This is a genomic window from Flagellimonas sediminis (assembly GCF_010500845.1).
Taxonomy (GTDB): domain Bacteria; phylum Bacteroidota; class Bacteroidia; order Flavobacteriales; family Flavobacteriaceae; genus Flagellimonas; species Flagellimonas sediminis.
In genome coordinates this window covers 283757-307945 of sequence record NZ_JAAAMI010000005.1, presented here as the reverse complement: position 1 = coordinate 307945, position 24189 = coordinate 283757, and the positions used below count along the sequence as shown (strand labels likewise).

The 24189-nt window shown below is 42.3% G+C and carries 20 protein-coding genes and 1 other RNA gene; 13 read left to right on the top strand and 8 right to left on the bottom strand.

Annotated elements, in window-relative coordinates:
• The first annotated feature begins 3 nt into the window (after positions 1-3).
• A complete protein-coding gene (leuB, locus tag GTK07_RS12215; protein ID WP_163635515.1) occupies positions 4-1122 on the top strand; it encodes a 3-isopropylmalate dehydrogenase in 1119 nt (372 codons plus the stop codon).
• On the opposite strand, the gene GTK07_RS12210 is transcribed toward leuB, so the two are convergent.
• Positions 1115-2356 (bottom strand): peroxiredoxin family protein, encoded by a 1242-nt coding sequence (locus GTK07_RS12210; RefSeq protein ID WP_163635514.1) that lies wholly within the window; start codon positions 2354-2356, stop codon positions 1115-1117. The two genes, leuB and GTK07_RS12210, sit on opposite strands and share 8 nt — an antisense overlap.
• 129 nt (positions 2357-2485) lie before the next feature.
• On the opposite strand from GTK07_RS12210, the gene pheT reads away from it, so the two are divergent.
• On the top strand, positions 2486-4903 hold the full coding sequence (gene pheT, locus GTK07_RS12205) for a phenylalanine--tRNA ligase subunit beta (protein ID WP_163635513.1): 2418 nt from the start codon (positions 2486-2488) through the stop codon (positions 4901-4903).
• On the opposite strand, the gene GTK07_RS12200 is transcribed toward pheT, so the two are convergent.
• On the bottom strand, positions 4904-5434 hold the full coding sequence (locus GTK07_RS12200) for a fasciclin domain-containing protein (protein WP_163635512.1): 531 nt from the start codon (positions 5432-5434) through the stop codon (positions 4904-4906).
• Between the two features lie 220 nt (positions 5435-5654).
• On the opposite strand from GTK07_RS12200, the gene GTK07_RS12195 reads away from it, so the two are divergent.
• Complete coding sequence (locus GTK07_RS12195) at positions 5655-6371, top strand: hypothetical protein (protein WP_163635511.1); 717 nt, start codon at positions 5655-5657, stop codon at positions 6369-6371.
• Here GTK07_RS12195 and GTK07_RS12190 read toward each other — a convergent pair.
• A complete protein-coding gene (locus GTK07_RS12190) occupies positions 6368-7996 on the bottom strand; it encodes an ABC-F family ATP-binding cassette domain-containing protein (RefSeq protein ID WP_163635510.1) in 1629 nt (542 codons plus the stop codon). The two genes, GTK07_RS12195 and GTK07_RS12190, sit on opposite strands and share 4 nt — an antisense overlap.
• Before the next feature lie 267 nt (positions 7997-8263).
• Between GTK07_RS12190 and GTK07_RS12185 the strand changes: the two genes are divergently transcribed.
• The gene (locus GTK07_RS12185) at positions 8264-9553 is read left to right on the top strand and encodes a TlpA family protein disulfide reductase (protein ID WP_313790807.1); all 1290 of its coding nucleotides are present in this window, start codon (positions 8264-8266) and stop codon (positions 9551-9553) included.
• Between the two features lie 54 nt (positions 9554-9607).
• Here the strand turns inward: GTK07_RS12185 and fsa are convergent, their stop codons facing one another.
• The 3 genes from fsa to ffs form a co-directional block, all read right to left on the bottom strand.
• Positions 9608-10264, bottom strand: a complete 657-nt coding sequence (gene fsa / locus GTK07_RS12180) for a fructose-6-phosphate aldolase (protein WP_163635508.1) — start codon at positions 10262-10264, stop codon at positions 9608-9610.
• A 38-nt stretch (positions 10265-10302) separates the two neighbouring features.
• Positions 10303-11112 (bottom strand): SDR family oxidoreductase, encoded by an 810-nt coding sequence (locus GTK07_RS12175; RefSeq protein WP_163635507.1) that lies wholly within the window; start codon positions 11110-11112, stop codon positions 10303-10305.
• 24 nt (positions 11113-11136) lie between these two features.
• An RNA gene (ffs, locus tag GTK07_RS12170) (signal recognition particle sRNA small type) lies at positions 11137-11235 on the bottom strand.
• A 76-nt stretch (positions 11236-11311) separates the two neighbouring features.
• On the opposite strand from ffs, the gene GTK07_RS12165 reads away from it, so the two are divergent.
• From GTK07_RS12165 to GTK07_RS12135, 7 genes are all read left to right on the top strand, one after another.
• Complete coding sequence (locus GTK07_RS12165; RefSeq protein ID WP_235932787.1) at positions 11312-12376, top strand: glutaminyl-peptide cyclotransferase; 1065 nt, start codon at positions 11312-11314, stop codon at positions 12374-12376.
• Positions 12376-12765: an acyl-CoA thioesterase gene (locus GTK07_RS12160; RefSeq protein ID WP_163635506.1), complete on the top strand. Its 390-nt coding sequence runs from the start codon at positions 12376-12378 to the stop codon at positions 12763-12765. The genes GTK07_RS12165 and GTK07_RS12160 overlap by 1 nt, the downstream gene beginning before the upstream one ends.
• A 447-nt stretch (positions 12766-13212) precedes the next feature.
• Positions 13213-13947 (top strand): LytR/AlgR family response regulator transcription factor, encoded by a 735-nt coding sequence (locus GTK07_RS12155; RefSeq protein ID WP_163635505.1) that lies wholly within the window; start codon positions 13213-13215, stop codon positions 13945-13947.
• Between the two features lie 140 nt (positions 13948-14087).
• Positions 14088-14258, top strand: a complete 171-nt coding sequence (locus tag GTK07_RS12150) for a hypothetical protein (protein WP_163635504.1) — start codon at positions 14088-14090, stop codon at positions 14256-14258.
• A 398-nt stretch (positions 14259-14656) separates the two neighbouring features.
• Positions 14657-16660, top strand: coding sequence for a tetratricopeptide repeat-containing sensor histidine kinase (locus GTK07_RS19410; RefSeq protein ID WP_163635503.1), 2004 nt, complete (start codon positions 14657-14659; stop codon positions 16658-16660).
• Positions 16661-16682: 22 nt separating this feature from the next.
• A complete protein-coding gene (locus GTK07_RS12140) occupies positions 16683-17351 on the top strand; it encodes a response regulator transcription factor (RefSeq protein ID WP_163635502.1) in 669 nt (222 codons plus the stop codon).
• A gap of 174 nt (positions 17352-17525) precedes the next feature.
• The gene (locus GTK07_RS12135; RefSeq protein ID WP_163635501.1) at positions 17526-18185 is read left to right on the top strand and encodes a hypothetical protein; all 660 of its coding nucleotides are present in this window, start codon (positions 17526-17528) and stop codon (positions 18183-18185) included.
• Positions 18186-18208: 23 nt separating this feature from the next.
• Here GTK07_RS12135 and glyA read toward each other — a convergent pair whose 3' ends face one another.
• The gene (glyA, locus tag GTK07_RS12130; protein ID WP_163635500.1) at positions 18209-19483 is read right to left on the bottom strand and encodes a serine hydroxymethyltransferase; all 1275 of its coding nucleotides are present in this window, start codon (positions 19481-19483) and stop codon (positions 18209-18211) included.
• Positions 19484-19731: 248 nt separating this feature from the next.
• On the opposite strand from glyA, the gene GTK07_RS12125 reads away from it, so the two are divergent.
• Positions 19732-20916 carry a hypothetical protein gene (locus tag GTK07_RS12125; protein ID WP_163635499.1) on the top strand — a complete coding sequence of 395 codons (1185 nt, stop codon included), beginning with the start codon at positions 19732-19734 and terminating at the stop codon, positions 20914-20916.
• A 29-nt stretch (positions 20917-20945) separates the two neighbouring features.
• On the opposite strand, the gene ytxJ is transcribed toward GTK07_RS12125, so the two are convergent.
• Positions 20946-21335: a bacillithiol system redox-active protein YtxJ gene (gene ytxJ, locus GTK07_RS12120; protein WP_163635498.1), complete on the bottom strand. Its 390-nt coding sequence runs from the start codon at positions 21333-21335 to the stop codon at positions 20946-20948.
• Between the two features lie 142 nt (positions 21336-21477).
• Between ytxJ and clpB the strand changes: the two genes are divergently transcribed.
• On the top strand, positions 21478-24081 hold the full coding sequence (clpB, locus tag GTK07_RS12115; RefSeq protein ID WP_163635497.1) for an ATP-dependent chaperone ClpB: 2604 nt from the start codon (positions 21478-21480) through the stop codon (positions 24079-24081).
• Positions 24082-24189: the final 108 nt, after the last annotated feature.

The following is a 24189-nucleotide window of genomic DNA, read 5'->3' as shown; positions in this document are numbered from 1 at the left end:
CTTATGAACCTTAATATTGCTTTACTTCCTGGTGATGGTATTGGACCCGAAGTATTGGCCCAAGCGGTGAAGTGTTTGCAAGCGGTAGAAGAAACCTTCAACCACACTTTTACGTTTAAGGAAGCACCCGTAGGTGCCATAGCCATGGAGCAAAAAGGCACACCCTTACCCGAGGCAACGCTCAGTCTTTGCCTAGAAGCGGATGCGGTATTGTTCGGGGCAATAGGCGACCCCAAATACGATAGCAATCCGGATGCCAAGGTCAGACCCGAACAAGGCTTGCTCCAACTCCGAAAAGCACTTGGGCTTTACGCCAATATAAGGCCTGTTATTTCTCACCCCACCCTTTTGAACAAATCTCCATTAAAAAAGGAAATCATTGCAGGTACAGATTTTGTGATCTTTAGGGAATTGACCGGTGGTATCTATTTTGGTGAGAAAAAATTGAACGAAGAAGGTACCGTTGCTTCCGACCTTTGTGAATATTCCGAAGATGAGGTCAGTCGAATTACCCACTTGGCCTTCAAGGCCGCCAAAGCCAGAAAAAAGAAAGTTACCCTGGTGGACAAGGCCAACGTATTGGAATCGTCACGGTTATGGAGAAAAGTGGTCACCCGTATCGGTGAAAGTTATCCGGAAGTGACCTTGGAACATATGTTCATGGACAATGCTGCCATGCAGATCATTTTAAACCCAACCCAATTTGACGTGATCTTGACGGAAAATATGTTCGGTGATATTCTTTCCGACGAAGGAAGTGTCATCAGCGGTTCCATCGGGTTATTGGCCTCGGCATCCATTGGAGATGAGAATGCACTTTTTGAGCCTATTCATGGATCGTACCCTCAAGCAAAAGGCAAAAATATTGCCAATCCCATCGCCTCTATCCTGTCCGCAGCAATGCTTTTGGAACATTTCGGACTACATGAAGAGGCTTGGGCCGTGAAAAAAGCGGTGGATAAATCATTGAAGAAAGGTATTGTCACCATCGACCTAAAATCTAAAAGTCACCACAGTACAAGCCAAGTGGGCGATTTTATTGCCCATAACATTGTGGATATTGAGGACAACTTCAACATGAACGATGAGAATATCGATCTAGGTAAATCAACCATTATTTAGCCTCAACTTTTTCTCCCGTCAACGACCGCAACGTTTCATTGAACTGTTGTTTGAATTGTTCAAATTTATCCCCAGTGGCAGGCCCATTGAACCCCGTGTGGATTTTGGAAACCTGTCCGTCCTTATTAATATAAATGGTTGTTGGATAGGACAAAATATGATTGAGCATGGGCAATTTTTCATTGGCCTTTTGTTTGTTGGAAGTGCCATACTGGGCCAATAGAATGGGATAGGGAACATCTTCGCGCTCTTTCAACCGTTTAATGCCTTCAAATGCTTTCTCTTCCGTTTTGGCATATTCAAAAGCCAACCCTACAAACTGCACATCAAGATCAGGATTCTTTTCCAAAAAATCCACATAGAACCGGGTTTCATCCAAGCAATTGGTGCACCAAGTACCCATAATCTGTACCAAAACGGGTTTGCCTTTAAAAAGCGGATCGGAAAGGTGTACCATTTTTCCCGTTTCATCAGGGAAGGAAAAATCCAGTTTTTCATAACCGTCCCTCAAATAGGTAAGACTATCAGAATCAGGAAGTTCAAAGGCTTCATTGCGGGCACCCAAAAACTCCTGCACACTATGCCTGCCCGAATAGAACCTACCATCCAAAGTACTATCGGTCACCTGTGCCAAGAACAGAAAAACATGGGAACCATCAAACGCGGAAAGTTTAAGACTGTCACCGGATAGCACTCCATCCAAATAGCGGTAATCCCCAGTTTTGGTCCGGAAAGTACCCTTTACTTTATTGCCATTCTGCATAAAAATACCTTTGGCCGGGTATTCATTATCCGTATTTACGTTGAAATATGCTTCCCAAACACCGGAAATGTTCACCAAGGCTTCTTGTTTTACTTCAAATCGATCATGCTTGCCAAATTTTGCGGCAAACGACACGGAACGCTCCTTTTCTTCTTCAATGAAATTACCTTTGATTTCGTTTTCCGAATAGGTTCCGGAAATATATCCCTCAAAAATGGGCATCCGTATGTTGATGGAATCCCCGTTAAAGGAGAACTCGTCCACCACCACTTCTTCCTCTGCATTGTACATTTTCATTAGATAATTGCCAGTTTCATCTTTGGACAGGGTAAAGTTAAAAGGCAATTCCTGCCCTTCCGAAACACCCATAGTAGCCCTCCAGTCACCTAGGGCCAGTTCTTTTTTCACATCCTTCTTGCAGGACGTAACCACCAGTAAAGCAACCACTAACAAGGACCATTTCCATTTCATATAATGAAAGATTTTTCTTAAATGTAACAAATCCAGTCGACAACATATCAAACCAAACGGTATATGACCATTATTTACGTTGAATCTGTTCCCCTATTGTTTTATATTTGTCCACTCTAAAAACGGGGTATGAAGATTTCTTACAACTGGCTGAAGCAATTTTTGAATATTGATTGGGACTCCCAAAAAACAGGCGAACTTTTAACAGATTTAGGTCTGGAAGTTGAGGGTATATCCAAATTCGAATCCGTGAAGGGCAGTTTAAAGGGTATTGTTGTGGGACATGTGCTCACTTGCGAACAGCACCCAAATGCAGACCGACTTAAATTGACCACCGTGGATGTTGGCCAAGAAACTCCGTTACAGATTGTTTGTGGTGCCCCCAACGTAGCTGCAGGCCAAAAAGTTCCTGTGGCAACCATCGGAACCACCTTGTATACCACAGAAGGGGAAGCTTGGGTAATTAAAAAAGGTAAAATCCGTGGGGAGGAAAGTCAAGGGATGATCTGTGCCGAGGACGAAATTGGTCTCGGCAGCAGTCACGATGGCATAATGATCCTGAACGAAGAATTGAAGCCTGGCACGCCTTGTTCCAAGATTTTTGATGTGGTGGATGATGAGGTTTTCGAAATAGGCCTTACCCCTAACCGTGCGGATGCCATGAGCCATTTTGGGGTGGCCCGTGATCTAAAGGCCGGATTGGAACAAAAGGAAATCCTAAAGGAGTTGGTTACCCCATCAACCAGCAACTTTTCTATTGACAACCGATCTTTAAAAATTGATGTTGAGGTCAAGGACAGCCATTTGGCCCCTAGATATTGCGGGGTTACGATTACCAACATCATTGTTCAAGATTCTCCCGATTGGTTAAAAAACAGGTTGAAGGCCATTGGACTATCCCCTATAAACAACGTGGTGGACGTTACCAACTATGTATTGCACGAGCTTGGCCAACCTTTGCATGCTTTTGATGCCTCTAAAATTAAAGGCAATAAGATTGAAGTGAAAACTTTGGCTGCCGGTACCAAGTTCAAAACATTGGATGGGGTGGAAAGGGAACTGCACGCTGAAGATCTAATGATCTGTGATTCTGAAAAACCAATGTGTATTGCCGGGGTTTTCGGTGGACTGAACTCTGGGGTTACTGAGAACACTTCTTCCATATTTTTGGAAAGTGCCTATTTTGATTCAATTGCCATTCGCAAAACAGCTAAAAGACACGGCCTTAACACCGATGCGTCCTTCCGTTTTGAGCGCGGAATCGACATCAACATGGCTGAATACGCCCTAAAACGGGCAGCACTGCTCATCAGGGAAATTACCGGGGGATACATTTCTTCTGAAATCGTAGACCTCTATCCTAAAAAGCCACAGGAACGTCAAGTGTTTTTGACTTTCGATAAGATATACAACCTTATTGGACAGGAAATACCAAGAGATACCATCAAATCCATTTTGTCTTCCTTGGAAATCCGCATCAATAACGTGACGGAATCAGGGCTTGGCTTGACTATTCCCACGTATCGGGTGGATGTCACGCGCGAGGTAGACGTTATTGAGGAAATACTTAGGGTCTATGGGTACAACAATATCGATTTCAAAGAAAAATTGAATGCCTCCATAGCAACAACCTCCAGATTTGAAAACCATAGGATCCAGGATATTGTTGGAAACACTTTGGCCGCAAAAGGTTTTTATGAAATCATGACCAATAGTCTAGTTTCGGTTGACACTATTTCTTTGCAAGAGGAAAGCCTGGCAGTAAAAATGTTGAATCCCTTAAGCTCGGACCTATCTGTCATGAGAACATCCATGTTGTCTTCCGGTCTACAAACCGTAGGATACAACCATAACAGGCAAAAAACCGATCTCAAGCTTTTTGAGTTTGGTAAAACCTATAAAAAAATTACGAACGGACATGAAGAGAAAAGGCATTTAGCCCTCTATGTTTCCGGGGAGCGCAATCAGAATTCTTGGTCCACAGTTTCAAAAAATACAGATTTCTTCTATATAAAAGGAATTGTGGAAACCATTTTTGACCGCTTGGGCATAAAAGACCTTGAGGCACTACCGCAACATCCCCATCAACTATCCGAAGGGTTAAGCCTTGTGAAGAACAAAACCACCTTGGCCACTTTTGGGTTGGTCTCCAAGAAAGAGCTTAAAAAATTCGACCTGAAACAAGAAGTGTTCTTTGCTGATTTTGATTGGGATGCGATTTTGGAAACAATCAGCACCCAAAATGTAACTTTCAGGGAAATACCAAAATTCCCCGAGGTAACCCGTGACTTCGCTTTATTGTTGGATGACTCGGTAAGTTTCCAAAAAGTATATGACATCGCTTGGAAAACTGAAAAATCGCTTTTGAAAAAGGTAAACCTCTTTGATGTGTACACGGGCAAAAACCTTCCAGAAGGCAAAAAATCCTATGCAGTGAGTTTTACCTTGTTGGACGAGGAAAAAACCCTTACCGATAAGCAAATCGACAAGATTATGGGCAAACTATTGGCCCAGTATCAAAAGGAGTTGGGAGCGGAACTTCGCTAATTACATTTGGGTAGGTAGAATCACGCTATCAATTTCATGAACCACATCATCCTTGTTCATATTGAGGTCTGCTGTGGTAATGCGTGCTGTATTTCCCATGGGGTCGGTCAAAACAATATCGTAACCATCTAAATGGGCCATTAATTTTTTCCCTTGGACTGTGGTAAAGCTTGCTTTGCCATTTCCCCTGCACATCGCGCTCAAAATACGACTAGCCGTCAATTGTCCAGCCACGATATGGTAGGTCAACAATGATTTCAGCGCACTTTTGTCCTTTGAATTGATAAGTTGGGCAATTTTCTCGCTAGAAAATTTTTCAAAAGCTGCATCCGAAGGAGCAAAAATGGTAAAGGGCCCGGATTTATCCAACAAATCTTCCAATTGGGTAGCTTTTACCGCTGCCAATAAAATCGTATAGTTGCTGGTTTCTTCGGCATTGAAGTTTAGGTCTTTGGACGCATTTTGGGCCATTCCGAAGACGGAAATGACCATACAAATGCCGAATAGGATTTTTGAAATGGGGGCTTTCATCAGTGTTCTTAAGAGTTTGGGACCAACTTTGTTATAGTATAATTATACGATTAAATGCCAAAAACTTCGATAAGATACACCATTTTCCTGAATTCCACTTTGAAAATTCGATAGCCTGTTTTATTTAACAATATCTTAACATATTGAATTTTATGACGGATGTCATATTCAAGAATTCAATTCCTTAACTTTGAGAGAATTGCTAAGAAAAACGACCCAAATGTTCCAGAAAACTAACATTCAGTGTAAACTCCAAAGAACCAAGGAGAACCAACATAGAGAAGCTAAAATCTTGTCCGAAGTCCGAGAGATTTTAAAGCAGCACAACCTTAATGACGCAAGGATCCAGCAACAATTGGGGAGCCAAAACAACAGCAACCATAACCATTTTGATTTTGACCTATTGGAGACCGATAGAATCTTCCACATTGACCAAATCAAGGAAATTTGCATTGATTACAGGCTTCGGTTTTTGAATAGTGCCTATTTCAAAGGAAAAATTCCCCAGGAAGCCATATCAAAAATCAAACATTTGGAGCAAATCCATAACACGGAAATCAAAGGGTTCAAGATTATGGCGCCTTCCAAGTTGTTCAAGCTGGAAGACAAGGACGACCCCCTACTTTTTGCCCCCATTGGCAACGAGTATTTTTATCTGGTACACAAATGGGGCAACGACCTACATCCGTTGCGGAAGCTACTGGTTTGGCCCTTCAAGAACATTGGCAACTTGGTGGTTTTGGTCTTGATCATCAGTTATTTGGCAACCTTAATGGTGCCCGAAGGTCTTTTCTCCAAAAAAAGCACCACAGCGGAATTCTGGATCATTTACTTCTTTATGTTCAAATGCATTGCGTCCGTAGTAATCTTTTACGGATTTGCACTGGGAAAAAATTTCAACCCTGCCATTTGGAACAGCAAGTACTTTAATGCCTAGGCCGTAACAGCGTACATTTTTTCACGCTGCTCCCTGATGGTTTTGTCAGACATATAATCATCAAAGGTTAAGTAGCGATCAATGGTTCCTTTAGGCGTAAGTTCAATGATCCTGTTGGCCACTGTATGCACAAATTCGTGGTCATGGGTTGTCAATAGTATCGTTCCCTTAAAGTTCTTCAACGAGTTGTTGAAGGCTGTAATACTTTCCAGATCCAAGTGGTTGGTAGGTTCATCCAACAAGAGCACATTGGCTCGGAGCATCATCATACGGCTTAGCATACAACGTACTTTTTCACCCCCGGAAAGGACGGTACATTTTTTAAGGGCCTCTTCCCCACTAAAAAGCATTTTACCAAGGAATCCCCTGATGTACACTTCTTCCCTCTCTTCTTCGGTTTTGGCCCATTGACGCAGCCAATCCACCAAATTGATGTTGTCCTTGAAAAAATCCGAATTATCTGCCGGTAAATAAGACTGGGTAGTGGTTACCCCCCATTGAAAGCTGCCAGAGGTTGCCTTAGACTTGCCAGAAATAATATCGTAAAATGCCGTGGTGGCCCTGGAGTCCTTAGACAAGATGGCCACTTTGTCCCCTTTGGCCAAGTTGATGTTCACATCTTGAAAGAGTAAATCCCCATCATCAGAGGTTGCGGACAATTTTTCAATGTTCAATATTTGGTCACCAGCTTCGCGCTCCCTATCAAAAATGATGGCAGGGTATCTTCGACTAGATGGTTTTATGTCCTCCACCTTCAGTTTGTCCAACATTTTTTTACGGGAAGTGGCCTGTTTACTCTTGGCCACGTTGGCACTAAAACGCATGATAAACTCTTGAAGTTCCTTGGCCTTTTCCTCGGCTTTCTTGTTTTGTTGGGCACGCTGGCGGGCAGCCAATTGGCTACTTTCGTACCAGAAAGTATAGTTGCCTGAGAACAGGTTTATTTTTCCAAAATCGATGTCCGCAATGCTTGTGCAGACCGCATCTAAAAAGTGCCTGTCGTGGGACACCACAATGACGGTGTTTTCATAGTTGCCCAAGAAGTTCTCCAACCAGTTGATGGTCTCGTAATCCAAGTCGTTGGTAGGCTCATCCATCACCAATACATCGGGATTCCCGAACAAGGCCTGGGCCAAAAGCACCCTCACCTTCAACTTGGAATCCATATCGGCCATGGTGGTGTAATGAAGATCTTCAGCAATACCCAAATTGGACAAAAGAGCAGCAGCATCACTATCGGCGTTCCAACCGTTCATTTCTTCGAACTGTACTTGGAGTTCCCCGATCTTCTCGGCGTTTTCATCAGTATAGTCGGCATAGAGAGCATCAATTTCCTTTTTAATATTGAACAATGGCTTGTTCCCCATCACTACGGTTTCCAATACCGTAAATTCATCGTAAGCGTTATGGTTCTGTTCCAAAATGGACATCCTTTTCCCAGGCTCCAAATGCACGTGGCCCGAAGTGGGGTCAATCTGTCCCGAAAGAATTTTTAGAAATGTGGATTTTCCAGCACCGTTGGCGCCAATAATACCATAACAGTTACCATGCGTGAAGGTTACGTTAACTTCATCAAACAATACTCTTTTGCCAAACTGTACGGATAAATTGGATACTGATAACATGCAACTATGTAATTTTTGTGCAAAAGTAGCTAAAACGAATCCTTATTTCTAACATATGCAGTGTTATTTGAACGGCAGAATTACGCACCTTAACAACATTTAACTACCCATTAACAACGTGGACCCACCCGTATTGCTATTTTTGGTAGCCTAATGGAAGGTTCCCTGCATATGGTAAAATTTTTACTCGGCCTCACCTTATTCTTTGTTTTCTCTTGTTCTGACAAAACAGAACAACAATCAACAGTTTTTTTTGGTGGCGAGATAGTGAACCCTACGAGTGACTATGTGGTGCTCTATCACAACGACTCTTATGTAGATTCAGTAAAGCTCGACGACCAGAACCGATTTGCCTTTAACTTGGACAGTATTGACGAAGGACTTTACCACTTTGATCATGCGCCCGAACTGCAATATGTGTACCTACAACAAGGGGACAGTTTGTTGGCCAGATTGAATACCGTTGAATTCGACGAATCCTTGGTGTACTCCGGGAAAGGAAGTGAAATAAACAATTTTTTGATAGAAATGTTCTTGAGCAATGAGAAGGATGAAGCCGTTGTTCAAGATTTTTACCCTTTGGACCCAAACGAGTTTTCCAGTAAAATTGATTCCCTACGCGCCCTTAAACTGGAGCATTTAAATCAGTTTGTCACCGACAACCAATTATCCGGTCGTGTTTTGGACATGGCCAAGGCTTCCATCGATTATGACCTGTACATCAATAAAGAAAAATATCCCTTCTTCCATAAGAAACAAACTGGAGAGGTATCCTTTCATGACCTCCCCCAAAATTTTTACGACTATAGGAAAAACATCAATTTAGACAATAAGGACTTTACCTATTTTAGGCCCTATTTTGACTACATGAAGTGGCATTTTGGAAACTTGGCCTATATGACCTGTCTTGAGGATTGTACCACCGAAGGACAGCCAGTGAGTGATCGTCTTCATTTCAACAAACACAAACTAACCTTGGTGGACAGTATTGTGAAACAGCAGGGTCTTCGTGATATACTCTTTAGAAATATTGCAATTGATTATTTATTGAAGGAACATAACCCTAGCGAGGAATGCCGTCTGTTCATCGATAAGTTCCAATCGCTATCGTCCAATAAGGAGCACAAGGAAGAAATAGATTTGCTCTACAGAAGTATCAAAAACCTGCAACCCAACACTACTCTTCCGAATTTGGCACTCAGAAATGCGCATGGCCAAGAGGTTTCTTTAAAGGAATTGGCCAATAGCAAGAAGAACACGGTATTTTATTTCTGGACTGCTTCCCAAAAGAAACATTTCAAAAATGTGAACCAGCATATAACCGAACTTGAAAAGAAATACCCCCATTACAATTTTGTGGGCATTAACCTGAGGACCAGTTACCCACAATGGAAGATGCTGATGGATGAATACCGCTTGGACAAGACGAAGCAGTATTATGGTGAAAACTTCAAAGAAATCCAGATGGCAATGATCATCGATGGCCTCAACAAATGTGTGATAGCCAAGGACACCGTGGTCATTGACGGTTTTGCCGATCTCTACAAATCCCTATAAATAAAAAAGCCCCGAATATTCAGGGCCTTTATTTTTTGTTTTGATCCTAATTATTTAGGAATTTCCTTTTCTATAATCAGCAAGGAATTGTTGTAATCCGATATCGGTAAGAGGGTGCTTCAACAAACCTTCTATGGATGACAAAGGTCCGGTCATGACATCGGCACCAATCTTGGCACAATCGATCACGTGCATGGTGTGGCGGATGGATGCAGCCAAAATCTGGGTCTCAAAATCGTAATTGTCATAGATCAAACGGATTTCGGATATCAAGTTAAGACCGTCGGTAGAAATATCATCCAACCTTCCCAAAAATGGTGAAACATACGTGGCTCCTGCCTTGGCTGCCAATAATGCCTGACCTGCAGAGAACACCAAGGTGCAATTGGTACGGATTCCTTTATCCGAAAAGTATTTAAGGGCTTTTACCCCATCTTTAATCATCGGGATCTTTACTACAATCTGTTCATGAAGATCGGCAAGCTCCTCTCCTTCCCTGATCATACCATCTAAATCCGTGGCGACCACTTCAGCGGAAACATCCCCTTCCACAATATTGCAGATATTCACATAATGCTTGAGGATATTGTCCTTTCCTGTAATGCCTTCCTTGGCCATTAGGGATGGATTGGTAGTTACCCCGTCAAGTACGCCCAATGCTTGGGCTTCCTTAATTTGGTCAAGATTGGCGGTATCAATAAAAAATTTCATTGGTGACTGTTTATGATTTGTTTTTAAGGGTTATAAAACTACAACTTATAATGGTTGATCAATAGTTTTTCGTAGACTTTGTCGGGCAAAAGACTTTTTAGTCTCAAGGAAAACTTTTGCATGAACGCCCCAACGGGGTTGTGTACTTTGGGCTTTTTTTGCTGCATGATCTTGTATACTGCTTTTGCCACTTGAATGGGATCACCGGCACTGTCCACATCATCATTGATGGCATTAATGGTCTGGGCATATTTATCCTCGTAGGCCGAACCGTCTAAAACGGGAGCATGGTACCTTCCCGCCGCAATATTCGTGGCAAAATCACCTGGGGCAATATTGGTGACCGTCACGTCAAAATCCTTCACTTCCATACGCAACGCTTCGGTAATCAATCCCAAGGCGCCTTTAGTGGCTGAATAGAACCCTCGATAAGGTAAGCCCATATATCCCGCAATGGATGTAATGTTGATGATGGTGCCCCCACCCTGCTTGCGCATTTGAGGCAATACGGCCTTCATCATGTGCACGGGACCGTGAAAATTGGTATCGAAAACGTTCAGGATCTCCTCATGCGGAGTTTCTTCAATGGGACCTGTAATACCCATCCCTGCGTTGTTGATCAACACATCCAATCGGCCTGCTTTGGCAATGACCTGTTTGACGGCATTTTTAACACTTTCCGTATCCTTTACATCCAACTGGACCAACTCAAAGGTATCAAAATCGGGGTAGTTTTGGGGATTACGGGCAGTACCATACACTTTGCATCCCTTGGCTGATAAAAAGGTTCCGATCGATTTTCCGATGCCGGACGAACCTCCTGTAATCAGTACAACTTTATTTTCCATGATTGCTTAAATTCTGGAAACAAAAAACGGCAAGCTACCTACATCGCACCGCTACAACCATATACCCTTGCTGCGTTCCCACCCTGGGGGATTCTACAGGAGCTGGTCGTGTAGGACTTGCCGAGTGCAAATATACGACCTTTTAAATTTGTCGCAATCCCAATTCATTCTTAATTTCGAAGTTCTAGGAACAGATAGCATGAAACATGAAATTAAGACCATGGTGAAACTTTTTTCTTTAACGGGGATCCTTCTCTTCTTTTTGGCCTGTGGAGGTGATTCGGACCCTTCCAAACTCTTTTCCATTCAGCTGGAAAACAAAACTTTGCAACAGAATGACCAGGTTGGGGTTGCTTTGAAGAACAAGAAGGAACTCGAAATTTCCAACCTTCACTATTATATGGATGGACAGGAACTACCTGTTGAAAATGGAAAAATCACTTTGGATCTTCCCACTTTGGGCAACAAAAAATTGATCGCCAAATTTGATTTGGATGGCCAATCCGTGGAAGTTGAAGAGGATTTGAGGCTTTTGGCCGCTTCTGCCCCAGAAGTGTATACCTATGAAATCATCAAAACTTATCCACACGACACCAAAGCCTACACCCAAGGCTTGGAATTTCATAATGGTATGCTCTATGAAAGTACCGGCAAACGAGGTGCGTCAACAGTAAGAAAGGTGAATTTTGAAACCGGGGAAGTACTTCAAAAAATTGATTTGGACAATTCCCTTTTTGGAGAGGGCATTACCTTGATGAACAACAAACTCTACCAACTTACCTGGCAAAGTGGAATGGGCTTTGTATACGATGCCACCAACCTTGAAAAGATCAAAAGCTTTACCTATGGTAAAAGCAGGGAAGGCTGGGGACTATGCAACGATGGTAAAAAAATATTCAAGAGCGATGGTACTGAAAAGATCTGGTTCCTTGACCCCGAAACCTTGGAAGAAACAGGCCATGTGGAAACCGTGACCAACAAGTCTATCTTCAATATGGCCAATGAACTGGAATATGTGGATGGAAAACTATATGCCAATGTATACCAAAAGGAAAGTATGATGATCATTGATGCCACTTCAGGTGCCATTGAGGGAGTCATCAATTTTGGTGGCCTAAAAAGTCAGGTGAAAAAGGGTACCGAATGGGACGATACCAATTCTGTTTTGAACGGTGTAGCCTATCACCCTGTTAGAAAGACCTTTTTTGTTACGGGTAAGAACTGGGACAAATTGTTCGAGGTACAAATCCTTAAAAAGAATTGATGAGGGTCTATTCCGAAGTCTTTGAGGTGGAACTAGATGATCTGGATGACTTGAACCACGTGAACAATGTAAGATACGTGGAGTGGGTCCAGGCCGTTTCCAAAAAACATTGGGAAAAAGTGACCACAAAGGACATAAGAAAGGATCTGATCTGGGTGGTTCGTAACCATAACATCTCTTACCATAAATCCGCCCTTTTGGGAGATGCCATCTTGATCAACACCTACATTGAAACCAACCAAGGACCAATTTCGACCCGAATAGTAGAAATCATGAAAAAAGACACCAATGAACTTTTGGTAAAGAGCATTACCGAATGGTGCCTTTTGGATGCAGGAACCTTTAGGCCCAAACGGGTGCCCGAGGTCGTTAAATCCCTTTTTATCTGAAATGCAACCTACCGCGTTTGCCTCATGATCCAATCATTTTTTTGGGGTAGTTCCTACCTATTTGTGTAGTTCATCGAATTTCATGGATTCAGAAGGGCATTAAGGTTTCAAAAATTAGGAAAATACTCTCTCAAATCGTAAACTCGTAGGTAACCAAAATAACAACCAACCCAAAAAACCAACGGAACTTATGAGAAATCTCTACACGACCCGGTATTATCCAGCCAAATTTCCACGCTATTGAAGTGTTGACCCTTCAATTAAATGTCCCTGAAAATTGACTTGTTGTAAACCGCCCTTTATGTTATCATTATTTGGGCGTTAACAAAATTTTAAGAAAAACTGTAGGAAAATCAACCAATTTGGAATGAAACCCATAGTTTTTTTAAGGAAAAACTGCAATGGGAATTTTATGGCCGTTAGTAACTTGCAATCAGCATTTTGCGCATGGAATATACCTATAACATCATTGATTCGAACGCTGCCTCCAAGCTACAATTACAGCTCTATTTGGAGGAGTACGAAGATTTGACCTGTTCAGGGGTAGCCACCAGTGCATCGGAAGGCCTGAATACCATATTAAAACACTCCCCGGACGTAGTACTTATTAATTTAGGTGAGGAAGGGATGGAATATTTTCAGATGGTTACCGAGTTGAACCAGTACATGCCAACCCTGCCTATTATAATCGGGTATGCCACTTCTAAAAACTATGCATACAACGCCATTAAAAGCGGGTTCTTTGATTATTGGATCCTTCCGCACAATGAGTTTGATGTAAGAAAGACCATTTTACGTCTAAGAAAACTTCATCCAAAACAGGATATCCCCTCCACTATCTGCCTAAAATCCTATAATGACTACAGGTATTTGGACACCAAGAACATCCTTTATCTAAAATCCGACAACAACACTACGGACTTTTATATGAGGGACGGGAACGTAATCAGTGCTTTCAAGACTTTAAAATCGTTCGAGGACAAGCTTCCTGAGGGATTCATCAGAATCCACCAAAGCTATATTTTGAACAGTCGCTATGTTTCGCGCATCAACTATGGCAAATCTATCTGCACCTTGAGCCATGACCGCGAAGAAGAACTACCGTTTTCCAAAACGTACAAGGATAAAATTGATGCGTTAAAGGAAATTCTCTCCAAAACAGCGGTAAAGGCACTCAATTAGCAGAATTCTAGCAGAATCCTGCCAAATCCTATCAGAATTCCATGCTATACTAAACTCATGTTGGTTGGTACAATATGCCTTTGAAGCCTCTATATCTTAGTCCAATAAACCAATTTTAACACCCCCTAAAACCTAACATTATGAGAAAAGTAGTAAGTATTTTGGCAATCGCATTATTGACCGTTGGATTTTATTCTTGCGAAGCCGATACCGATGTACAGGACACCGAAGCAACCTTTAAACAATTAAAAGTGGATCAAAGTGCTACGGATGGAGATGGAACGATTAATGATGGCCGTGGTAACGGATAATTGTCTTTATTAAATTAACCAGACCACTTCAAAATGAGCGTTATATTGAGACCAGTTTTATTGATTGCCTTTTTATGTGTATTTCTTGTTCATGACAGGGACAGGTCTTCAAGAACGATAGAAAATAACAGATTGAGCATCAACACCCTATCTTCATATACATTTAAAGTAAACGTTGGTATTCAGAATACTCGCATGAAAAGATTGGAACAAAGTACCAATGACAACCGCAATCTGTAGCATTCAAATAGATTAAGATACAGCCCCAGACATTTCAGTTTGGGGCTTTTTTATTACTTTGGATACAATAATGACTTATACTTTTGAAAATTAAGACCTACATAGTGTTTTTACTTTTTTGTTTCGGATGCAGTCATTCCGAACCGAAAGGTGCCACTGTGTCCGACTCTCAATTGGACTCCATCAAAAGCTGGATAAAGATTGCCCAAACAGCAAAAGAACTACCTTCTTCGGATCGTGAACAATACTTAGGAGATGCCCTAGAAAAAGTTTTGGACTTAAAAAACGATACCCTTATCATTGAACAGCTTTCCAATATTTCTTTGGCTTACAAAAACTTAAATGATTCATTGGAGTTCCGGAGAACTAATACGCAAGTATTCAATTTAGCTGCAAAGGCAAATTTATTTGAACAGTTGGGATATTCCCATTGGGATCTTGGTGATTTTCTACAATCCTATGGGGTATTGGACAGTTCTTTTTATCACTACAAAAAAGCATTGAGCAGTTTTGAAAAAATGCCTAACGATTCGACCTCTAAGTCTCTCCGCGCAAGGATACTTTATAGTATGGGAAGGGTACAAGATTCCTATAAGGATTATTTGGGAGCCGAAATTAGTATTACCTCTGCCCTTAAAATTTTCGATGAACTTGGTGATGGTAGCAGGATTCATAATTGTTACAATGTTTTGGGGGTTATTGCCAATGGCATGAATGACAGTAAAAGCTCTTTGGAATACTATAGGAAAGCAAGTGATTATCTACCGAAATCTTCTAGTAAAAAGAAACCGTTATGGTATAACCAAAACAATATAGCCAATGCATTCTTAAGCATGGGGGATTATCGCAAAGCCAAGGAATCATACCGAGAGCTTTTGGATGATCCTGATTTTAAGAAAGAAGATCCCGAATTATATACTAAATCCATATCGGGATTGGCCTATTCCATGTTCAAGTCCAATGAAAATTATGATTCGGTGGAGGGCCTATTGAAAGAGGCTATAGCTATCAACAATAATAATGGACAACTATACGAGATGGCTCGTCCCAAACAATATTACGCCGAACTTTTGGCGGCAAAAGGAGACACATCCCAAGCCATTCTGCTTGCCAAGGAAGCCTATGAGGTAGCCAAGGAAACTTTTAACAATGACCGATCTCTTGAAACGCTACAATTGTTAGGGCAATTGGATACCGCCAATGCTAAGTCTTATTTTGAGGAATATTCCAAACTTAACGAAGCTGTTCAAGAAGAGGAACGCACCAAAAGGGACAAATTTGCCCGCATACGTTTGGAAACCGATGAAATTATAGAGAAAAACGAAATCCTGACCCAAGAAAAACAAGTTTGGGTAGGGGCAGCGCTTGCCCTTATACTGTTTGGCTCGGCATTTTTGATCATCGTAACCCTCTACATCAACAATAACCGACTCAAATTCCGTCAAAAACAACAGGAGAGCAATCAAGAGATATATAACCTCATGCTTTCCCAACAAGGGAAGTTCGAGGAAGGGAAACAATTGGAACAAAAACAGATTTCAGAAGAACTCCATGATGGCATTTTGGGCGAAATGCTCGGTATTCGACTTATTTTAAGCGGTTTGAATGAACGAGAAGACCAAGCATCGGTAGCACATCGTGCTGAACTCATTGAAAAATTAAGGGACGTAGAGGAAGAAATCAGGACTATTTCCCATGAGCTCAACAACGCCTCTTATGAAAAATTTCATAATTTTATCGTATCGTTGGAAGACCTGATAGAAGGGATTCAAAGTTCTTCCGGTATATCATGTTCTTTTACTTTTGACAATAAGGTCAATTGGGATAATTTGTTGGGCGACATCAAAATCAATGCCTACCGGATTGTGCAAGAAGCACTTAAAAATTGCGTGAAGCATGCCAAAAGTAAACATGTGGATATTTCCTTTGAATCCTATGGAAACAAATTGAAATTGACCGTCACCGATGATGGTGTTGGTTTTGATATGAACAAGGGAAAACGTGGAATAGGTTTGCGAAACATCATTTCACGGGCTAAAAAAATACATGCAGCACTGGATATTGATAGTAAAAAGGGGATCGGTACCACCATTACGTTGACCATTCCGGCTGTTTATATCAATTCGGACGCTGCGGAACGCAAAGAAGTGTTGAACACCTAACTTTTGCAACAAAAAAACTTAAATGGAAACGCTTAGAATATTGGCTATAGATGACCACGAAATGACCATGCTCGGTTACAAGTTTATCCTTGAAGGCATTGAACTGGAAGGTCATAATATCATAGTGGATACTGCCACAACCTATGAGGCAGGCAAAAAACTGATTGAAGACTCCGCCCATTCCTTTAAGTACGATATTCTATTCTTGGATGTGCAACTTTTTGCCCCAAATGAAGAGCAGCCACATTCTGGTGAGGATTTGGGAATGTTGGCCCGAAAGATCGTTCCGGAGAGCAAGATCGTTTTCATGTCTTCCTTTAGCGACAATTACAGGATCAATAGCATTTTAAAATCCGTGGATCCCGATGGATATCTGGTTAAGACCGACATTGATCCGAAAACCTTGGAAGATGCGGTGAAAACAATTATTTCCGACCCTCCCTACTACTCTTCCAAAGCTTTGTCCGCCATCCGTAAAAAGATGGCCAACGATATTGAGTTGGACGAAAAAGACAAGCAAATTTTGTTTCACCTCTCCAAAGGAACCAAGAACAAGGATCTTGAAAAATACATCCGCCTTTCCCCCTCCTCCATAGAGAACAGAAAACGCCATTTGAAAACACTTTTTGGCACCGAAAACGAGAATGATCTGGCCCTAATCCTGGCTGCGAAAAACAGAGGCTTTATTTAAATCTTCATCAATGATTGTCCCTAAAGGCCATTTTAGTAATTTTTCCTGACCCAACCTTGCAATAAACCCCCTACATTTAAGGAAAATCCCCAGAATTTTTAAGGTTTTTGTGCAATCCAATAACAAAGATTCATCCTAACTTTAAGGTGGAAAGAAAATTACACCCTTAAAAACATGTCGTTCCCAAAAAAAGACAACTTCAACTCACGTAGTAGCGGCGCAAAAGTCTTTGAGGCCGCCAATGGACTGGACGATTTTCTTAAAACCCTGGAAAAGGACCTTTTTGCAACGGCCAAAGTCCAATGTAAATTCAACCACCTTGAGAACAGGGCAGACCTGATCATTGATCTACATCTCAATTTTGGTCTGGTGGATTGCCTTAGACATTTCAATAACGGGGATTGGGGAGGCACCGCATTTACCGAGGAAAGCCAATTCAACCTATCATCATCGGCGGTAGGCGCACTGGAAAAATTGAACTCTATCAATAATCATTCTATCGATATTTTGGAACTATCGCTCCATTTTGTTGAAACTTCCATCGTCATTTCCAGGTTGGAGGAATATAGTATCCCAAAACAATTGGGCCCTATCATTTTCCACATTGGCCAACATTTCGTTTATTTCACCAAAGGCTTAAGCGAAATGCCTTATGAGATCTTTGTGCCCGTTTTTGAAGATACAACCTTGGAGAACCCTGGGATAAAATCCAGCAAAAATGGATATTTTGATTATTGGGGATTGTATTTTGAAAACCAGTCTCAACACGAGGCCATGATCTATTCCTTGAGCAACAAAAAGTTACAAAAGGAAGATTTGTTCCTTTTCGAATAAAAAATAGTACTCACAAGTAAATACTAAACACTGAACAGAGGTCGCGATTTCATCAAATCGTTGACCTTTTGTTTTATTTGGCCAATTTTCTTTTCGTTCTCGGGATCCATGATCACCTCATCGATGAAACCAACGATCGTTTCCATATCCGCCTCCTTCAATCCTCTAGTGGTAATGGCCGGGGTACCGAACCGGATGCCTGAGGTAATGAATGGCGATTGGGTATCAAAAGGCACCATGTTTTTGTTTGCCGTGATGGCAGCATGCTCCAAGGCCTTTTCAGCATCTTTCCCTGTAATGTTCTTGTTTCTTAGGTCAATCAACATCATGTGGTTGTCCGTACCTCCAGAAATCACCTTATAATCGAGTGACATGAATGCCTTGGCCATAGCTGCCGCATTTTTCTTCACTTGAATCATATAATGTAGGAAATCATCGGATAGGGCCTCTCCAAAAGCAACCGCTTTGGCAGCAATGATGTGTTCCAATGGACCACCTTGGTTTCCTGGGAAAACCGCTAGGTCCAAAAGTGTCGACATTTTCCTTAGTTCTCCATTTTTTAAGGTTAGACCAAAGGGGTTGTCAAAGTTTTCGCCCATCAAGATCAAACCTCCACGTGGACCACGCAGGGTCTTATGGGTAGTGGTGGTCACGATATGGCAATGTGGGATGGGGTCGTTCATGATTCCTTTGGCAATAAGTCCGGCAGGGTGGGAAATATCGGCAACCAAGATGGCCCCAACACTATCCGCAATTTCACGAAAACGCTTGAAATCCATGTCCCTGGAATAGGCAGAGGCACCGGCAATCATCAATTTTGGCTTTTCCCTATCGGCAATCTCCTGAATCTTGTCATAGTTCAACGTGCCGGTTTCTTCATCAACACCATAAAAAACGGGGTTGTACAACTTTCCTGAGAAATTCACGGGTGATCCGTGGGTCAAATGTCCACCGTGTGACAGATCAAAGCCCAAAATGGTATCCCCTGGCTGCAAACAGGCATGGTACACCGAAGCATTGGCCTGAGAACCTGAGTGGGGCTGCACGTTCGCATACACGGCTCCGAACAATTCCTTGGCCCGGTCAATGGCCAGTTGTTCCACTTGATCCACGACCTCGCAACCACCATAGTAGCGTTTTCCTGGATAGCCCTCCGCATATTTGTTCGTCAAAACAGAACCTGCGGCTTCCATTACCTGCGGGCTGGTAAAGTTCTCGGAAGCTATCAATTCAATTCCTTCAATCTGTCTTTCCTTTTCTTGCGCTATCAAATCAAAAATCGCTTGGTCTCGTTGCATTGCCTATAGTTTTTAATAAGCGGTAAAATTACAAATTGAAAGGGGATTAATACCTAAAAAAAATGGGATGGACTTCAATTTTATCAAACGGCAATTAACAATTTTCATCTTTTTGACAAACGACCCAAGCCACTCATTTTTAAGCTTTTCATCCGAGATATACTACCGTTCGTCCTTTTTCGTTAATTAGATGTGGTTTTTTGGCACAGCTCTTGAATCCGCCTAAGTAACCAGTAAAATCGACGACCATGAAAAAAGTTCTACTCTTAACCACAATTGTTGTGCTTGCCGCCTGCGGAGGTGTCAAGAAAACCCAAGAGGCCCTTAATACCGGAAACTATGTTGCGGCCATGAACAAGGCCATTAAAAATTTGGCAGAAAACAAGACCAAAAAAGGCAATCAAGAATACATTACCCTTTTGGAAGAAGCCTTTGCCAAACATTCGGAAAGGGAGCAGCAAGAAATCGCTTTCTTGCAAAACGATGGCAATCCAGCCAATTTGGAAAACATCTACAATAAGTATTTGCAGTTGAAGCAGATCCAAGAAAGGATCAAACCATTGCTTCCACTTCATATCAATGATGAAGGTAGAAACGCCAAGTTCAATTTTGTGAACTACGACAACAAAATCTTGGCAACAAAGGACGATCTTTCCCAGCATCTTTACGAAAATGCCTCCAGCTTATTGGCCAATGCCAAATACAAGGCTGATTTTAGGGCCGCCTATGACGATTTGAAGTATCTACAGGAAATCAATCCTGGGTACAAGGAAACCGTTGCCAAAATGGACGAAGCCTATAACAAGGGATTGGAATTTGTACGGGTAGAAATTGCCAACCAGACCGAGCAAATCATTCCCGAGCGTCTGGAAAGTGAGCTTTTGGATTTTAATGCCTTCGGCATTGACAATTTCTGGTTGCAATACCACACCAACCCATTGGCCAATGTAAAATATGATTATGCCATGAACCTGGATTTCATGGAAATCAATGTCTCTCCTGAGCGTGTAAACGAAACCCAAATCATCAAAGAGAAACAGATCAAGGATGGCTGGGAATATCTGTTGGACACTAATGGAAATGTAGTAAAGGACAGTTTGGGAAACAAGATCAAGGTAGACAAAATGCGTACCGTTACGTGTAAATTCTTCCAGTTCACCCAAACCAAAAGTGCCCAAATTGGGGCAAAGGTTCGGTTCACCGATTTGAACAGCGGACAGGAAATAAATGCCTACCCCCTATCCAGTCAATTTGTGTTCGAGCATGTATTTGCCAATTACCAAGGTGACAAAAGAGCTTTGGAAGATGATCTTTTGGTTTTTCTAAATGCTAGGGAAGTTCCCTTTCCATCCAATGAACAAATGGTATATGATGCCGGAGAAGACCTCAAGGCGAGGCTGAAGGGCATTGTCTCAAAATATCAATTCAACTAAAATGGGCCCTGATTTTCATCAGGGCTTTTTTATAGTTTTTGCTTCAAATCGGTATCGGCAATCGCCCCGTGCGAAGTATGGAATGTCACTTCCCCATTCTTAACGACCAACAACTGTGGGGATTCGTGCCTTACCCCGAACTTTTGGGCAATTTCATTGGAAATGTCCCTATGGTGCTGAATGGTCAAAAAATACAGGTCACAATCCGCGTCCAAATCATACGATTGGGTAAACATGCTCAATACCATGCTACTGATTCCACACGTGCGGGAATGCTTGTAAATTACTTGTGCCCTATCCTTTGATTTTTCTAAAATCCTTTCCAATTGTGCCAATTCCTTCAATTCTATCCAAGGTAATTGCTTTTTCTCGTTCCCTTGTTTTTCCTTCTTTCCGAAGACACTGTCAAATATTCCCATAGTGCAAATTTAGTTCATAGGTCGCAGTACTTCCAAAAGCTTACAACTGACTAAATGTCTTTCATTTTTCCTGTTCATCAGACATTTTGACGGTAATTCATCGCTGGTAGGATTCTTGACTATAGAGAGAAAAACAACGACGATGAACTTTAATAATTTTACCATAAAATCACAGGAAGCCATACAACGGGCCCAGCAATTGGCCCAAGAATTAGGGCATCAACAAATTGAGAACGAACACCTTTTCAAAGCCATTGCCGAAGTGGATGAAAACGTGCTTCCCTTCATTTTGAAGAAATTGAACGTGAACGTAAACCTGCTGAACCAAATCTTGGATAAGGAACTTCAAAGTTTCGCCAAGGTTTCGGGCGGAGATATCATGCTTTCAAGAGAAGCGGGCAAGACCGTAAACGAAGCTAGCATTGTAGCCAAGAACATGGGCGATGAATTCGTTTCCTTGGAGCATTTGTTGTTGGCCATATTCAAATCAAAAAGCAAAATTGCCCAAATCCTTAAAGATCAAGGCGTAACCGAAAAAGATTTGACCGCTGCCATTCAGGAATTGCGCAAAGGTGGAAAAGTTACTTCCCAAAGTGCAGAGGAAACCTATAATTCCTTGGACAAATACGCCAAGAACCTGAACCAATTGGCCGATAGTGGCAAATTGGACCCTGTCATCGGCAGGGATGAAGAAATCCGAAGGGTTTTGCAGATTCTGTCCAGACGGACCAAGAACAACCCCATGCTGGTGGGTGAACCCGGTGTGGGTAAAACTGCCATTGCTGAAGGTTTGGCCCATCGAATCGTACAAGGCGACGTTCCTGAAAACTTGAAGGACAAAATCATTTACTCCTTGGACATGGGTGCCTTGATCGCAGGGGCCAAATACAAAGGGGAATTTGAAGAGCGCCTCAAAGCCGTAATCAAGGAAGTTACCTCATCCGATGGCAATATTGTGTTGTTCATTGATGAGATCCACACTTTGGTGGGTGCTGGGGGTGGCCAGGGTGCCATGGATGCTGCGAACATCCTGAAACCTGCCTTGGCAAGGGGTGAACTTAGAGCTATCGGAGCCACCACTTTGGACGAGTACCAAAAATACTTTGAGAAGGACAAAGCCTTGGAGCGTAGGTTCCAAAAGGTCATGGTGGATGAGCCCGATACCGAGAGCGCCATTTCCATCCTTAGGGGTATCAAGGAAAAATACGAGGCACACCATAAGGTTCGCATCAAAGATGAGGCTGTGATCGGAGCCGTGGAACTGTCTCAACGCTATATCACCAATCGGTTCTTGCCCGATAAGGCCATCGACCTTATGGACGAGGCTGCTTCCAAACTTCGCATGGAAATCAACTCCAAACCAGAAGAATTGGATGTGTTGGATAGAAAGATCATGCAGTTGGAAATAGAGATAGAGGCCATTAAAAGGGAAAACGACAAAGCCAAATTGCAGACCTTGAACTTGGACTTGGCCAATCTCAAAGAAGAGCGAAACGAGATCTTTGCCAAATGGGAAAGTGAAAAAACCGTGGTGGACAATATCCAAAAGACCAAGGAAGATATTGAAAACTTCAAAATGGAAGCCGAACGCGCCGAACGTAACGGGGACTACGGAAAAGTGGCCGAGTTACGGTATGGCAAGATCAAGGAAGCCCAGGAAAAACTGGACAAATTGGAGGATGAGCTTGAAAAACAGCAAACTGCCGGCACCTTGATCAAAGAAGAAGTGACGTATGAAGACATTGCCGAAGTGGTCGCCAAATGGACCGGAATCCCCGTGACCAAAATGATGCAGAGCGAACGTGAAAAATTGTTGAAACTGGAGGATGTGCTCCATCAACGGGTAATCGGTCAGGATGAAGCCATTACAGCCGTATCCGATGCCATACGAAGAAGCCGTGCCGGTTTGCAGGACGAGAAAAAACCTATTGGTTCGTTCCTCTTCTTGGGCACCACGGGTGTGGGTAAAACAGAATTGGCAAAAACCTTGGCCGCCTATCTGTTCGATGATGAAAACGCCATCACCCGAATAGATATGAGCGAATACCAAGAGCGCCATTCGGTGAGCCGATTGGTCGGTGCACCTCCAGGATATGTAGGGTATGACGAAGGCGGACAGTTGACCGAGGCCGTGCGAAGAAAGCCGTATTCTGTAGTCTTGTTGGATGAGATTGAAAAAGCACACCCCGATACCTTTAATATTTTATTGCAGGTATTGGATGAAGGAAGACTGACCGACAACAAGGGTCGCTTGGCCGATTTCAAAAACTCCATCATCATCATGACCAGTAACATGGGAAGCGATATCATCCAGGAGAAATTTGAAAATGCCATCGATCTGGAAAGTGCTTCGGAAGCCGCTCGAGTGGAAGTTTTGGGATTGTTGCGCAAAACCATCCGACCAGAGTTCTTGAACCGAATTGACGATATCATCATGTTCGCACCTTTGAACAAAAAGGACATCAAGGACATTGTGGGACTTCAGTTGAACGGATTGAAGAAAATGTTGGCCAAACAGCACATCACTTTGGATGCAACCCAAGAAGCCATCGATTATTTGGCGCAAAAAGGATACGATCCCCAATATGGTGCGAGACCGGTAAAACGTTTGATCCAAAAAGAGGTCCTCAACAATTTGTCCAAAGAGTTGTTGGCCGGTAAGATCCAATCGGACAGTATCGTACTTTTGGATTCATTCGATGACGAACTGGTGTTCAGAAACCAGGATGAGTTGATTCAGAAATAATTGAATATTGAAATTACAAGGTAAAGCCTTCTCCGAGCAATTGGGGAAGGCTTTTTTATTTACTTATTGTACCAATTCTGTTGGAAATCAAAATCGACCTAGGTCATT

Coding starts and splice junctions, on each gene's coding strand:
- leuB (WP_163635515.1), top strand. CDS start 4: ATGAACCTTAATATTGCTTTACTTCCTGGTGATGGTATTGGACCCGAA.
- GTK07_RS12210 (WP_163635514.1), bottom strand. CDS start 2,356: ATGAAATGGAAATGGTCCTTGTTAGTGGTTGCTTTACTGGTGGTTACG.
- pheT (WP_163635513.1), top strand. CDS start 2,486: ATGAAGATTTCTTACAACTGGCTGAAGCAATTTTTGAATATTGATTGG.
- GTK07_RS12200 (WP_163635512.1), bottom strand. CDS start 5,434: ATGAAAGCCCCCATTTCAAAAATCCTATTCGGCATTTGTATGGTCATT.
- GTK07_RS12195 (WP_163635511.1), top strand. CDS start 5,655: ATGTTCCAGAAAACTAACATTCAGTGTAAACTCCAAAGAACCAAGGAG.
- GTK07_RS12190 (WP_163635510.1), bottom strand. CDS start 7,996: ATGTTATCAGTATCCAATTTATCCGTACAGTTTGGCAAAAGAGTATTG.
- fsa (WP_163635508.1), bottom strand. CDS start 10,264: ATGAAATTTTTTATTGATACCGCCAATCTTGACCAAATTAAGGAAGCC.
- GTK07_RS12175 (WP_163635507.1), bottom strand. CDS start 11,112: ATGGAAAATAAAGTTGTACTGATTACAGGAGGTTCGTCCGGCATCGGA.
- GTK07_RS12165 (WP_235932787.1), top strand. CDS start 11,312: ATGAAACATGAAATTAAGACCATGGTGAAACTTTTTTCTTTAACGGGG.
- GTK07_RS12160 (WP_163635506.1), top strand. CDS start 12,376: ATGAGGGTCTATTCCGAAGTCTTTGAGGTGGAACTAGATGATCTGGAT.
- GTK07_RS12155 (WP_163635505.1), top strand. CDS start 13,213: ATGGAATATACCTATAACATCATTGATTCGAACGCTGCCTCCAAGCTA.
- GTK07_RS12150 (WP_163635504.1), top strand. CDS start 14,088: ATGAGAAAAGTAGTAAGTATTTTGGCAATCGCATTATTGACCGTTGGA.
- GTK07_RS12140 (WP_163635502.1), top strand. CDS start 16,683: ATGGAAACGCTTAGAATATTGGCTATAGATGACCACGAAATGACCATG.
- GTK07_RS12135 (WP_163635501.1), top strand. CDS start 17,526: ATGTCGTTCCCAAAAAAAGACAACTTCAACTCACGTAGTAGCGGCGCA.
- glyA (WP_163635500.1), bottom strand. CDS start 19,483: ATGCAACGAGACCAAGCGATTTTTGATTTGATAGCGCAAGAAAAGGAA.
- GTK07_RS12125 (WP_163635499.1), top strand. CDS start 19,732: ATGAAAAAAGTTCTACTCTTAACCACAATTGTTGTGCTTGCCGCCTGC.
- ytxJ (WP_163635498.1), bottom strand. CDS start 21,335: ATGGGAATATTTGACAGTGTCTTCGGAAAGAAGGAAAAACAAGGGAAC.
- clpB (WP_163635497.1), top strand. CDS start 21,478: ATGAACTTTAATAATTTTACCATAAAATCACAGGAAGCCATACAACGG.